The following is a 13,069-nucleotide window of genomic DNA, read 5'->3' on the forward strand; positions in this document are numbered from 1 at the left end:
CCTGTTGTAAATACTTGATCAGCTAAAATTCAATATAGATGATTAATCTGTATTTAGCTAATTTATGGTTTGAGGGTGTTTTCGCGGTGATTGGAGGAATTCAATGTTGGGAACAAGAATCAGGTTAGATAGAGATACCGCGGCTTGACCGCGGTATCCCTAAGTTCGGAGCGAAAGACTAGCGGCCAATGCCGGTAATTTCACTTTAACTTAAACAATACTGAGCGAAGAAGACGGTTGATCAACTGACATCGCATTAGGACATTTGCTTAATATGATGTCAGCGATTACCTCAGATTGAGCTCCAACGCTCTGTTCTGTTCTTATCGTATCCCCAATAAATCTCAGAAGTTTCGTAAACAGCTCATCCAATTGTTTTTGATTATTTTCAATCAAATAGGTTTGAACGTTTTTGATACTGCATGAAATTGAGTGATTAAAAATACCAGAGGCTGTTTTTTGCTGAGCAACTACTTCCTTTTTATCACTTAGAACCAGTTTAAGTATCTGGACACCTAAAGGAGTACTTTTGAACTCTTCTTTTTTGTTTCGAGCTACAGCATGGTGTGGATTAAGCTCGAGTACATCCTCATATAATGAACAGGCTATAAACATGGCTTTTGGTGAGGGCGAGTATGTGTTTAAGTGTTTGCTTTGATAATAAAAATCAGCAATGATGATTAACAAATTAGCTAAAGTTTCAGGACTATTAGAGCTTCCCGATAATTCCTTCATTGTTTCAGTAAAGGTAAATTGACTTGGTTTTGGCGCCGAAAGCGAAGCAAAAAAAGGAAGGGTGCGAGAAACGCCAGGGAGTACCGCTTGTGGCCGAGGCATAGTAAGCGTAATCATATCATTCCCTAATTGGGCGGCGTCGTCCAATAAATAAGGAACATCTAATGTAATATTTTCAGTAAGTTTTGATTTTTTAGCTAAAAGAGAGTCCTCTTCTTGCACTTCTTCTCGCTCTCGTTTTTTAGGATTAGGTTCTGAAGAGGGTTCTATAGCTTCTTCTCTAGCCTTGGCTTTGGCTAATAAATTCTTAATATCTTGAATAAGTGAGCATTTTTCATCCAAATCGGGATCTTTAATGAGTATCCCTTCATAGCATTGGCTAAGGATATAGATTGCGTCCTCATCATTATCTTCAACTGCAACAAGAAGTTCATAACTCAACAGCTCAAGCTGCTCATCAATATCTAAACCTAATCCGTGCAATCTGTTTTCGCTAATGTAGGTACTGATTTTGTTGAGATAAGTTTCGTCATTCTTACAGTAATAAGCACGTTCCATGAGGTTTAAACATCCAAGATGTAACTCAGTTCGTACACTATTTTTGTTTTCAACCGCTCGATTGGCTTTTAGCTGATATTTTTGAGCACGTTGTAACCACATAACGGCTTTCATATAACCTTTATCTCTTCCTGGCCAGTCGTTATATCTGTCCGCAAAGTCACTGATGGCATCACTAATTTTTTCAGCAGTCTTAGCTAAAGAATTAAAAACATCTGTCAGACGTTCTGTGGCATTTCGACTAAAGCCACCAAAACATTCCGCAAGGGTGTTATGGGCAACCAAAAAGTCCTTGCGATGATGGCGTGCTTTTCTCATGAGTGATTGATAATCAGGCAGGTCTTCAGGAGATTCTGCTATTAGGGTATCCACTATTTGAGTAACGCACTTAATAATTTGGCTATGGGAATAAGCCAACGCTTCATAATAGGCTTTGGTTGGAGAAAAACCTGATTGGGAACCAATGTCATAAAGTTGCTTTATTGCCTCTTCGTAAGATATTAATGCCTCTTGATAGTTACCTTGTTGATATGCAGCATTAGCCGTATCTAATTCTTTTTTTGCTAAATAAGTCATGTTCAATAAAAATCCAAAAAAAGAACACATTTTACCGACTGATGATTTTTTAATCAATATTTTATGGTAAAAAAAATCTTCCTGTGCGCTTAGTGTTCTATACAAAAATAATCATCCTAATATTTCATTGCAGCGACCTCAGGAGCTACCTCATTCTCTACTACTCCAACGGGCCTACTTTCCCTCAACTCGCTCATCTTCTGCTTAAAATGATGAAAAGTTCCAGACGCTTTTTTTTCATTAATATGCCCATCCTCGTGGTAAACCTTTCCGTGCTTATGGCGGTGTGAAGCAAGAGCTTCCAATACAGGTTCAGCATCTTGAACTTTTCCTCGTTCAGAAATAGGAACATCATCCCCAATCGCTCGTTCAATCCGATTAGCCTTGCTTTTCATACCCACAGTAAATGCGTTCGCTCTGTCACGAAAATCTTGAATAATATTTTTTAACTCATCAATTGCTGGTTTATTTTTTTCTAAGATGGCTAATGTAGATTTTAACTCTTCTTTAAGTGCCCTAAGCTCATCGAGATTAATACATCGATCCATTTTTTTTATCGTATCTTGAACATATTTATGCATTTGTTTGTCATTAGGGCCAAAGCGAGTAGCTTCAATTTGTTGTAGTACCTCTTTGCATTCCAGCTGTTCTTTGATTTGTTCAAGTCGAACAACACTTTTGGTCCGAATAATCTCTTCATTCATTGGACCAATAAAATTATCAATAGTTCTATCTTTGTGTTGTTCCCCCACGTCTTTAATTACACTCAATTTTACTAAACAATCGAGTTTCTTACTTGCAAGTAAATCCTCACTTATTTCGGCTCTTATTTTTAACAAGTCAGTGACACCAAACTCATTAAAACCATTAGGATACTTGGCCGAAAAGAGAGGGTATTGAGGGCTATTCGCTGCATGTAATTCATTCATTATCTGGGTACATTCCCGGGCTAACTGATAGCCAGCCATTTGTTGCTCCGCATGCCGTTTTTCCTCCATATCTATATGATAATCAGCAAATTTTTCATTATTCTTGAGCGCACTTGCACTTATAGCGGACAACTTATCCCACATGACACTTAAATCTGCAGAAATATTGGCGGGAATTGGATTTCGTCCTAGCTCATGTAATTTAACATGAGCCCAAGCTTTTATTTCACCAATTTGAGCTTTATAAAGTTGATATTCATCTGGGGAGCAATTAGCTTTTATTGTCTTATCAATTGCCGTCACATAATGATATAGCTCATGAACTTTGGAAGTGCTCACGTTACTTGAAGTAGCATGCTCTTGAGCTCGTTCATGAACGAAATTCAAGTCGACCACAGGTCTTGCGTGAAAATAATGGACGCCATTTTCTTGAGCATAGCCCTCATAAGTCATTTGAGTAGGAGGAATTAGAAACTCTTTTTCATCAGGGAATTTAGATAAGGGACCGACATATTTCCCAACCAGACCAGTATACGTAATAGCTACTTTATTTTTAAAACCTAGGGCAGGTTCTTCACCTGTACTAATAAAGCCTCTAACTACTTCAGCGCCTCCCTCCTGAGCTATTTTTATGCGTTTTTCTAACAAATCGGGATTATATACGCTCTCATAGCGAAACGTTCCATCAATTGTTTTATTAGGTGCATGAGCGAGAGCTTGCCCACACAGTGCGCTATGTATAATAACATCTCTTATTTCGGCGGGTGATTTATTAGAAAAATCATAATAGCCACGTAAGAAGGGGTTCATCTCTTCATAATAATTTGTAGAATAAACATTCAGCGCGAGCATTTCGCCATAATGCATGTCAGAGAATACACCACCTGCTTTTTTATTTTGTTTCTCAAAATACTCCTCTGTAGGGTATTCATCATGCTCGTTTTCCGGGCGGACAATAGAGATATTTTGGCAATATTCTGCATATTGGTCCAAATCACTTCGCGAAAAGGTTAAATGATCTAAATTTGCATAAGCTATGATTTCAGTAAGATTATATACTTTGTTTTGAAATCGAATAACATGACTGTTATCGGCTGCTTTTTCATAAGTAAAGCGTTCACCTGCCATTAGTCTTCGAGTTAACTCTTCAAAGTAAAAGGTATAGTCTGCTTTGGGTAGGGGGCCTGAGGCTGGACTATAATCGCGAGCTACCTGATTATTAAGTTGTTTAAACGAATCTATGACATCGACGACATTACCTTTCTCAAAGTGTTCTGTTACATTAGGCATATAATTCTCATAAAGTAATCAGCTCTATGTTAATTATATGCCCTGTTCGTATTTTTTCTTTTCAGATAGATTGAAAATTACCTACCTTTGATCAAAGTAGTCAGGTGTAACACCATAAATTGAGCATGCTAAGGGGTTTGTTGATTTTTCTTCCCACTTAGGCTCGCTTAATACCTCATGAGCATTTTCATATCCCGTGCTTATACGTCGCTCAATCACCTCGCGCCCAAAATTATAATCTTTGAATGTATGGGCAAAAGGCGAGCCTCGGTAAATAATATGTACCACACTAAAGCGTTTTTGATTACCTAATTGCAAAATTTGCTGTATCTGAGGATCGTTTTGCGCCTCAGGTGTTAAATGTTGTCCTAAAATGGTAATTGCTGCTTGTAAATTTTGTCGACTGCTGTAGACGTTGGTTAAGCGACGAGAATGGCTGGCATAACGAATGTCTTTTTGTCGCTCATCGACCTGATCCATGTTTTTAGGTAATTCACCTGCTAAACTAAAACAATCCACAACAAAACACAGAGTATCTTCTTCTGGTAGGGCATCGAGTACCGTAACCAATGGAGTATTTGCATAGATTCCGCCATCCCAGTAATAATTATCTCCTATTTTCATTGCAGGGAATCCTGGCGGCAAGGAGCAACTCGCCATAATATGCTCGGGAGTAATGGTCATTAATTGGTTATTAAAAAATGACATTTCCCCTGACTCTACGTTCACAGCACCAAGACATAAGGTAACCTCTTTCGAATTAATTCGATCAAAATCAATTACTTTTTCAAGGGTATTTCGTAACTCAGAGGTGTCATAATAACTTAATTTATCAGGAGTGGCTGTTGTAAACTCATTAGGAGCGATGCAACGGGGTTTAAAAAAGCCCTCTAACCCAAACATCATGACATGTAGGGCGGTGATACTGTTATTTATATGGCGCAAATAATCAAAAGAACTCCAAGGGGAAAATTGATCACTCCATAATTTAGGAACAATCGTATTCCAAAATTCCATTAATTTTTCAATTTGTTTTTCAGGAGGATTCCCCGCAACAATAGAGCTATTAATTGCCCCAATAGATACTCCAGAAAGATAATTAGGAATATAACCACGCTCATGAATTGCCCGATAAGCCCCAACTTGGTAGGCATCTAAGGCTCCGCCACCTTGAAACACGCAGGCGATACGCTTGTACGTTTGTTTTTCATGGATAGGTTTGTAAGGCATATTAATAACGCCTAGAGCTTGTTTTTGTACCGGTCTTTTAATTTTTTTAGCCATATTTATTGGTCCATCAATAACTGTTATTAAATCAAGTATATACTGCTTAGATAATTTTGTAGTAGCTATAGCGTATTTGTTATACATCAATGAATTAAAAGAATAGTTTTTAATGTATAATACTGCTTCCTATATTGACTAAATGGGTTATTTTGTTACTATATGCGCATTCTATTTATCTCGTACATTTTGGAGTTTGCATGCAAGCAAAGCAAGAAGCAACATCTTCTACAAACCAAGAACAAGGTGATTTTGTTCCCATTTTCATGATGAAGTTGCCGAGCTATCCTGAGTTAGAGCCAATTAATGGATATGAGCAATTTTTTAGAGGGAAGGTAGTGGGCAGCTGGTTGATTCGTGAAAGTCGTGTTCCTGGAATGATTTCGGTAACTTTTAAAAAAGAAATTGCTAAAACCAGCCATCTTCGTTTTGCTTTTATTAATGATAAATGGGTTATCGTAAATGATAATATGAGAGATAATCATACAGGCGGTGCCTCTACGCTCAATTACGAGCCTCTAGATAGGCGCACTGTAAAATCAAAATACAACCTGTTATTGGAAGCAATTAACAGCACTAAATTGGTATTCGATGCTGATCACATGATAATACCTGCTGCTGAGGAAGCAACCAGACAACGAGCTTATTATGTTGACGTTCCCAGCTATGTGGTGGCCAAGCAAAGGGGGAAAGAGGCGCTTTTTGTGAACCTTTTAAACTCTTTAGATGAAGTAAAAGGAAAGATAAAAGTCTGTATAGAAACTTTAGGTACAGAAGGAGCGCTCAAAGACAAAAAGATGGACTGTCTTGGGAATACACAACTCACGTACAACAAATTGGAGCTATCACACACATTACGAAACGTGAGTAAACCATTTAAATCAAACAAGGATGCACTAGAATTTAAAGAATTATTCGATACCTGGTTAGAGGAAAATTCTTTTACTTTTGATCTGATGTGTCCTGTCTTACGTACTCTCTTTGTAGAGCCTTATTATGTCGTTGAAACAGGTATGGTTTATGACGCTGGGGCATTATTTTATGAAGACGCTCGCATGAGACTAACACGCCTGGAAAAGTGTCCGCTCACACAAACTAAAATCACCTATAACCCCGCTCATTTGGATGGTTATCGAACAGCATTATATGAAACATTAGAACTATTCTATGATTTAGTTCGACTATATCAAATAAAGACAGGCTTGATTAAAGAGCAACAAGACGATTTTAGCAATCTTCCTCTTTTGTCAGTTTTTGCTCCTTCTACGCAGTCGGATCAACACGAAGAAAAGGAAGTACTAGATACCGTTCCTTCTGCTACTCTTTAGACTTGTTTTTACAAATCAAGCCATGACACCTAGATTATGGCTTGTACCTTAATTTAGGGCAGGATCTCCATAACATGGGCTAACCATTGTTTGTTATCTGCTCGAATAATGGTATTTTTACGCCCATACACTACCTTATTTAACTCACAGGGCATGAATGAGGTAATTTCCGGGGTGCAAGCCGTTGTAAAATATGCCCGATTTTGCGTAAGTATTTTTATTTGATGTTTTTCTAACAGAGTTCCAAAAGGGGTATTGGTATGACAAATTTCCTCAATAACCTCTTTGGGTAATTGATTAAAGTTAATTGTTATAAATGCTAATTCGATTACTTGTGCCGTTCCTTTTTTTTGCGCGTAAGACACATTATTTCTTTGCTTGTCTCGATCAATGAGCATTGTAATGGTACGAGCATAAATATTTTTAGTTGGATTAAAATGAGTTGATTGAGGTTGAATAATCGGTGTTCGTTTGTAGTATTGTGCCAAGGTTGGTGTCATTAAGGCCTGAGTTAGTAAAAAGCTATAGGGTTTGGGGAGCTGAGATTGTTCTATGTTGGTGATGGAAAGGGCATAGGTTGGAGCTGTGGTTAGGATTAATAGTAGCCAAAAGCATAGTTTTTTTAGCATTTGAACGAAGATCCCTTAATAAGTTACAACGCGGGTAGACTGGTGATAATTCCGGCGCTATGAATATGCCCCGTGGTCACGCCACGGGAATGGGGCAAATCTACACTCTATTTCTTAATTTATAATACATAATCGCTAAGGGCTCTTTGGCAAAATACATTGTAAGATATTTATTATTCGCCCAGCATACACTTTTTACTGCCGGTGAACCTACCGCGTTAAGACCAACTTTTTCTGCTGCAAGCAGGGCTCGAGGCATATGAAATGGTTCGGTTACGATGATGATTGAGTTCATCTGTGCGTCATCTAATATTTTTTTAGAAAGCAGCATATTTTCGTAGGTTGATGTTGACTTAGACTCAAGCAAAATGTCTTGCTCAGGAACTCCTAGCGACATGGCGATCTGTTTCATTTCCTGTGCTTCATTAGCATGATCTTCTTTATCAACACCACCAGAAACCAACAACTTAGGAGCATAATGTGCTTTATATAATTCAACAGCATGCTCAACTCGAGCAACCAAGCAGGGGTTAAGTGCCTCATCGCAATTGACTTTGGCTCCGAGGACTAAAATTGCATCAGCGTGTTTTTTATTATCCTGCTCTGCATTTTTGGCAACATAAGTAGCAAGTAGCAAATAAGTAACAGTGGGAATCAATAAGATAAGGAAACAAAAACGCATTATTGTGGTATAATTCATCGACTTTTCGTAGTTAATTTTTTGCTGTATTTTTTGTGAGAACACTGCTTTTTGCAATATATTTGATAAAAAAAAAGGATTATCATGACTAAAGCTGTTTTCAGTCGCTATTTGCTGGTTATGTTTATCTTGGTTTTTTCAACCACACATGCAATAGCAACCCAGCTAAATCCGCCTGAGGTAGGTTTAAAAACCAAACATCAAAAAGAAATTGTTATCCTAATCCATGGTTTGATGCGCACGTCCCTGAGCATGCGGCCGTTAAAATCTTTTTTAGAAGGTTATGGGTATGAGGTTCACTTGTATAGCTATCCCTCAGCACGTTATTCGATTCAACAACATGGGATTCGTTTGCAGCATTTTGTTGATGAGTTAATTACCCAAAATCCTGGAAAAAAAATTAATTTCATTACACATAGCCTTGGAGGCATCATCACTCGTGAGGCGGTATCAAAATTAAAACATAAGCAAATGAAACAAATTGGTTGCTTAATCATGTTAGCCCCACCTAATCAAGGTTCTACGTTGGCTAAAATATCTACCAAAATGTTCCCTTTATTTACTTCACCAATTAAGCCATTAGCTGAACTCAGCACAGAACAATCATCCTACGTTCATCGCGTTCCTGTCCCTAAAATTAAAATGGCCATTATTGCCGGAAAATACGACGCGAAAGTTCCACCTGAATACGCTCGTCTGGAGGGACAAATGGAACCTATGATTATCAGCACCAATCATATGCTTATCATGAATAATTCAAAAGTACGAGAGCTTATTCTTCAATTCCTTGCGAATGGGAAATTTGCAAAGAAAGAGAGCAATAAACGTAAAGAATAGTGCAATGCACAAAAATCGTGCTGCTTTTTCACAAAATCCTTTGCATTTCTAGTTTTCTCAACTATGTTATAACAAGGGCCAATTTGAAAAATTGGATAAAAAACATGTGGAGATGCATCCAATGAATAATAACTACTATAAGATCAGTGGTAGATTATCTCACACAAATAACTTTATTTTGCCTCCAGATTTAATGGAGTTTTTGGTTACAATGGAACGTTTTGTACGTGACCGTCGACAGGAACTCTTATCGGCTCGACAAAAAAGACAACTCGAGTTTGATAAAGGCGTCTATCCTAATTTTTTAGAAGAAACGGCCTTCATTCGCCAAGACAATTGGCGAGTTCATAATACACCAGCCGATCTACAAGATAGACGAGTTGAAATTACAGGCCCAGTAGAGCGTAAAATGATTATTAATGCACTAAATAGTGGTGCAAAAGTATTTATGGCTGATTTTGAAGATTCAAACTCGCCAACGTGGAATAACTGTATTGATGGGCAAGTTAATTTATATGATGCCGTCCGCAAAGAAATAACATACACCGACCCGCAATCCAATAAGCATTACAAACTTAATGAAAAAACAGCGGTTCTTATTGTGCGCCCTAGAGGTTGGCACTTAGATGAACCTCATGTATTAATTGACGAAAAGCCTATGTCCGCATCATTATTTGATGCATTAACTTACCTTTATCACAATGCGAAAGCTTTATTAGGGCAGGGTACAGGACCTTATTTCTACTTACCTAAGATGGAGTCTCATTTAGAGGCTAGGTTATGGAATGATGTGTTGCTTAAAGCTCAAGAACTATTAGGTTTACCTCGCGGTTGTGTCAAAGTCACCGTATTGATTGAAACCATTACCGCAGGTTTTGAAATGGATGAAATCATTTATGAGTTACGTGATCATATTGTCGGCTTAAATTGTGGTCGTTGGGATTACATATTTTCTTATATTAAAAAATTCCGCAATCATAAAGAGTTTTTATTACCTGACAGACAACAAGTGACTATGACCAGTCATTTTCTTAGCTCTTATGTCAATTTATTAATTAAAACTTGTCATCGTCGTGGAATACATGCCATGGGAGGTATGGCTGCGCAAATTCCTATTAAAGGAGATGAGCACGCGAATCAAGAGGCAATGGATCGTGTCTATGCCGACAAACGGAGAGAGGCTCTTGCGGGTCATGATGGAACCTGGGTTGCACATCCAGGTCTTATTCCTGTAGCGCTTAAAGCTTTTGATGAGTTAATGCCTGTAGCAAATCAATTATCGAAAATACCTGAAGTATCGATTACAGCGCAAGACTTATTAATGGTTCCTCTCGGTACGATTACTGAAACAGGTGTTCGAAACAATATTACGGTTGGATTACTTTATGTTGAGGCATGGTTAACAGGTAATGGTTGTGTTCCTATCCGTAATTTGATGGAAGACGCTGCTACTGCAGAAATTTGCAGAGCACAATTATGGCAATGGTTAAAGTTTTCGGCTTCGCTAGACAATGGTGTTGCGCTCACTGTCCCAATGCTTCATCAGTGGTTTGATGAAGAGTACCAGATGGTTATGCAAAGTCGTGGTACTGATGAAGTAAGTTCAGAAGCGTTAACAAATGCCAAAAAGTTAATGGAAGAAATGATATTCAAAGAAACTTTTGATGACTTTTTAACCACAAAAGCTTACTCCCATTTAATTTAGTGAAAGGATCATAGCATGAAAATCCAAGAACAAATTGATGAATTAAACCACGATTGGAAGAATAACTCCCGTTGGAACGGAATAACGCGTACTTATTCTGCAGAGGATGTGGTTAAATTAAGACCCTCGCTTAAAATCGAATCCAGTCTCGCAATGCATGGCGCTCAAAAACTATGGAAGATGTTGCAACATAATGAGCTAGTCACGGCGTTAGGTTGTATGACTGGTAACCAAGCGATTCAAGCAGTACAAGCCGGATTAAAGGCTATTTACTGCTCAGGCTGGCAGGTTGCCGGGGATCAGAATAGTTCTGGGCAAATGTACCCTGACCAAAGCCTTTATCCCGTTGACTCCGTGCCTAATTTAGTAGAAGCAATTAATAATGCGCTAAGAAGAACAGATGAAATCCATTGTTTAGATCAAGATTATTCTATTGATTGGTTTGCGCCCATTATTGCTGACGCTGAGTCAGGATTTGGCGGTAATTTAAATGCGTTTGAATTAATGAAACATATGATTCAGGCAGGGGCTGCTGCAGTGCATTTTGAAGACCAATTATCTTCTGCAAAAAAATGCGGACACATGGGTGGCAAAGTTCTGGTTTCAACCAGTGAAGCGGTTCAAAAATTAATCGCTGCACGCCTTGCTGCGGACGTTAAAGGGGTCCCCACCTTAATTATTGCACGCACAGATGCTAATGGCGCCAATTTAATCACGAGCGATTTTGATGATAATGACGTTACCTTTTTAACTGGAAAACGGTCTAAAGAAGGGTTTTTCTATGTAAAATCAGGATTGGAACAGGCAATTAGTCGTGGTTTAGCTTATGCTCCTTATGCGGATATTATTTGGTGTGAAACCTCAAAACCAAATATTGCTGAAGCAGAAGAGTTCGCGCGAGCAATACATCACAAATTCCCAGGCAAGCTATTATGTTACAATTGTTCACCCTCATTTAATTGGCAGGCGAACTTAAGTGAAAAAGATTTACGTACTTTTAGAGAGCAATTATTTGCGATGGGATATAAATATCAATTTATTACCCTTGCTGGTTGGCACAGTTTGAATCTAAGCATGTTTGAAATTGCTAAAGATTACAAAAATGAGGGGATGTTTGCTTATTCACAAATGCAACAACGTGAGATGCAGCAAGAGAAAAATGGCTTTCGTGCAACCAAACATCAAAGTTTTGTCGGTACCGGATATTTTGATGCGGTACAAAATGTCATTATGCAAGGCCAAAGTGCGACAACAGCGCTCGATGGCAGTACTGAAGACGAGCAATTTTCTAAGTAGTCTTATGTCGTTTTGGGAGCCCGGATGCATGCAACCGGGCTACTCTGTTTTATGGACTATAAGCATATGATTATTTCATCGGTAAACGATTATCGTGATGTTGCTCGACGTAAACTACCTCGTTTCTTATTCGACTACATTGATGGAGGTGCGTATGCCGAGCACACGCTTAAAAGAAATATTGCTGACTTGTCAGAGGTCACCTTACGTCAACGCGTATTGAAAAGCATCTCTGAAGTTTCTCTCGAAACTGAATTGTTTCATCAAAAATTAGCTATGCCAGTAATCATAGGTCCTGTTGGCTTATTAGGGATGTATGCACGTCGAGGTGAGATCCAAGCTGCTAAAGCTGCTGCAAACAAAGGAATTCCCTATATTTTATCTACTCTTTCTGTCTGTTCTATGGAGGAGGTTTCTCGACACAGTCCTCAACCTATCTGGTATCAACTTTATGTGATTAAAGATCGTGGTTTTATGAAAAATGCCTTGGAGCGAGCACAGGCTTGTGGTATCACGCATCTGGTATTCACAGTTGATATGCCTGTTCCTGGTGCACGCTATCGTGATGCTCATTCAGGAATGTCGGGTCCATTTGCACGTGAGCGTCGTTGGCTCCAAGCATTAATGAAACCGTCTTGGTCATGGGACGTCGGGTTGAGGGGAAAACCACATGAGTTGGGAAATATCTCGGCTTATCTAGGCAAAGAAATTGGTCTCGAAGATTATATGGGCTGGTTAAGCAAAAATTTCGATCCCTCAATTAGTTGGTCTGATCTCGAGTGGATACGCAGCTTTTGGAAAGGCTCGATTATTATCAAAGGTATCCTTGATCCTGAAGATGCTAAAGATGCGGTAAGTTTTGGTGCGGATGGTATTGTCGTATCCAATCACGGCGGGCGGCAATTAGATGGAGTGTTATCTACTACTGAAGCACTGCCTGGAATTGTGGATAGCATTGGAGATGATTTAACCGTTCTGGTTGATTCAGGGATTCGCTCAGGATTGGATGTAGTACGTATGCTCGCATTGGGAGCCAAAGCAGTATTGCTTGGGCGGGCAGGAGCTTATGCTTTAGCTGCACGAGGACAAGCAGGAGTAGAACAGATGTTGGATCTTGTTGCTCAAGAAATGAAAGCAGCAATGATATTAACCGGGGTGGCGAGAGCAACCCATATTAACCGATCGCAATTGGTAGAATGAAT

Annotated in this window: 10 protein-coding genes; 5 read left to right on the forward strand and 5 right to left on the reverse strand. The window is 38.8% G+C overall.

The genetic code is table 11. From position 1 onward, the window contains the following. Positions 1-210 precede the first annotated feature (210 nt). From ACD661_RS03305 to ACD661_RS03315, 3 genes are all read right to left on the reverse strand, one after another. A complete protein-coding gene (locus ACD661_RS03305) occupies positions 211-1,869 on the reverse strand; it encodes a hypothetical protein (protein ID WP_400186283.1) in 1,659 nt (552 codons plus the stop codon). A gap of 116 nt (positions 1,870-1,985) precedes the next feature. After that, on the reverse strand, positions 1,986-4,088 hold the full coding sequence (locus ACD661_RS03310; protein WP_400186285.1) for a hypothetical protein: 2,103 nt from the start codon (positions 4,086-4,088) through the stop codon (positions 1,986-1,988). Positions 4,089-4,169: 81 nt separating this feature from the next. Beyond that, the gene (locus tag ACD661_RS03315) at positions 4,170-5,372 is read right to left on the reverse strand and encodes a patatin-like phospholipase family protein (RefSeq protein ID WP_400186286.1); all 1,203 of its coding nucleotides are present in this window, start codon (positions 5,370-5,372) and stop codon (positions 4,170-4,172) included. Between the two features lie 200 nt (positions 5,373-5,572). Here ACD661_RS03315 and ACD661_RS03320 point away from each other — a divergent pair, with 200 nt between their 5' ends. Beyond that, positions 5,573-6,700 (forward strand): hypothetical protein, encoded by a 1,128-nt coding sequence (locus tag ACD661_RS03320; protein ID WP_400186287.1) that lies wholly within the window; start codon positions 5,573-5,575, stop codon positions 6,698-6,700. A 53-nt stretch (positions 6,701-6,753) separates the two neighbouring features. Here the strand turns inward: ACD661_RS03320 and ACD661_RS03325 are convergent, their stop codons facing one another. Continuing rightward, on the reverse strand, positions 6,754-7,329 hold the full coding sequence (locus ACD661_RS03325) for a hypothetical protein (protein ID WP_400186289.1): 576 nt from the start codon (positions 7,327-7,329) through the stop codon (positions 6,754-6,756). A 100-nt stretch (positions 7,330-7,429) separates the two neighbouring features. After that, entirely contained in the window at positions 7,430-8,029 is a 600-nt protein-coding gene (locus ACD661_RS03330; protein ID WP_400186290.1) for a YdcF family protein, read from the reverse strand. A gap of 84 nt (positions 8,030-8,113) precedes the next feature. Here ACD661_RS03330 and ACD661_RS03335 point away from each other — a divergent pair, with 84 nt between their 5' ends. The 4 genes from ACD661_RS03335 (at position 8,114) to lldD (ending at position 13,067) form a co-directional block, all read left to right on the forward strand. Beyond that, complete coding sequence (locus tag ACD661_RS03335; protein WP_400186291.1) at positions 8,114-8,866, forward strand: esterase/lipase family protein; 753 nt, start codon at positions 8,114-8,116, stop codon at positions 8,864-8,866. A 121-nt stretch (positions 8,867-8,987) separates the two neighbouring features. Further along, positions 8,988-10,571 carry a malate synthase A gene (aceB, locus tag ACD661_RS03340; RefSeq protein WP_400186292.1) on the forward strand — a complete coding sequence of 528 codons (1,584 nt, stop codon included), beginning with the start codon at positions 8,988-8,990 and terminating at the stop codon, positions 10,569-10,571. 15 nt (positions 10,572-10,586) lie between these two features. Beyond that, positions 10,587-11,867, forward strand: a complete 1,281-nt coding sequence (gene aceA, locus ACD661_RS03345) for an isocitrate lyase (protein ID WP_400186293.1) — start codon at positions 10,587-10,589, stop codon at positions 11,865-11,867. Positions 11,868-11,918: 51 nt separating this feature from the next. Next, the gene (lldD, locus tag ACD661_RS03350; protein WP_400186295.1) at positions 11,919-13,067 is read left to right on the forward strand and encodes an FMN-dependent L-lactate dehydrogenase LldD; all 1,149 of its coding nucleotides are present in this window, start codon (positions 11,919-11,921) and stop codon (positions 13,065-13,067) included. Positions 13,068-13,069 lie beyond the last annotated feature (2 nt).

Origin of the sequence: Legionella lytica, from assembly GCF_044626755.1 — a bacterium.
Taxonomy (GTDB): domain Bacteria; phylum Pseudomonadota; class Gammaproteobacteria; order Legionellales; family Legionellaceae; genus Legionella; species Legionella lytica_A.

Bases quoted from the DNA above. Each gene is read 5' to 3' on its own strand.
- ACD661_RS03305 (WP_400186283.1), bottom strand. From the start codon at position 1,869: ATGACTTATTTAGCAAAAAAAGAATTAGATACGGCTAATGCTGCATAT.
- ACD661_RS03310 (WP_400186285.1), bottom strand. From the start codon at position 4,088: ATGCCTAATGTAACAGAACACTTTGAGAAAGGTAATGTCGTCGATGTC.
- ACD661_RS03315 (WP_400186286.1), bottom strand. From the start codon at position 5,372: ATGGCTAAAAAAATTAAAAGACCGGTACAAAAACAAGCTCTAGGCGTT.
- ACD661_RS03320 (WP_400186287.1), top strand. From the start codon at position 5,573: ATGCAAGCAAAGCAAGAAGCAACATCTTCTACAAACCAAGAACAAGGT.
- ACD661_RS03325 (WP_400186289.1), bottom strand. From the start codon at position 7,329: ATGCTAAAAAAACTATGCTTTTGGCTACTATTAATCCTAACCACAGCT.
- ACD661_RS03330 (WP_400186290.1), bottom strand. From the start codon at position 8,029: ATGAATTATACCACAATAATGCGTTTTTGTTTCCTTATCTTATTGATT.
- ACD661_RS03335 (WP_400186291.1), top strand. From the start codon at position 8,114: ATGACTAAAGCTGTTTTCAGTCGCTATTTGCTGGTTATGTTTATCTTG.
- aceB (WP_400186292.1), top strand. From the start codon at position 8,988: ATGAATAATAACTACTATAAGATCAGTGGTAGATTATCTCACACAAAT.
- aceA (WP_400186293.1), top strand. From the start codon at position 10,587: ATGAAAATCCAAGAACAAATTGATGAATTAAACCACGATTGGAAGAAT.
- lldD (WP_400186295.1), top strand. From the start codon at position 11,919: ATGGACTATAAGCATATGATTATTTCATCGGTAAACGATTATCGTGAT.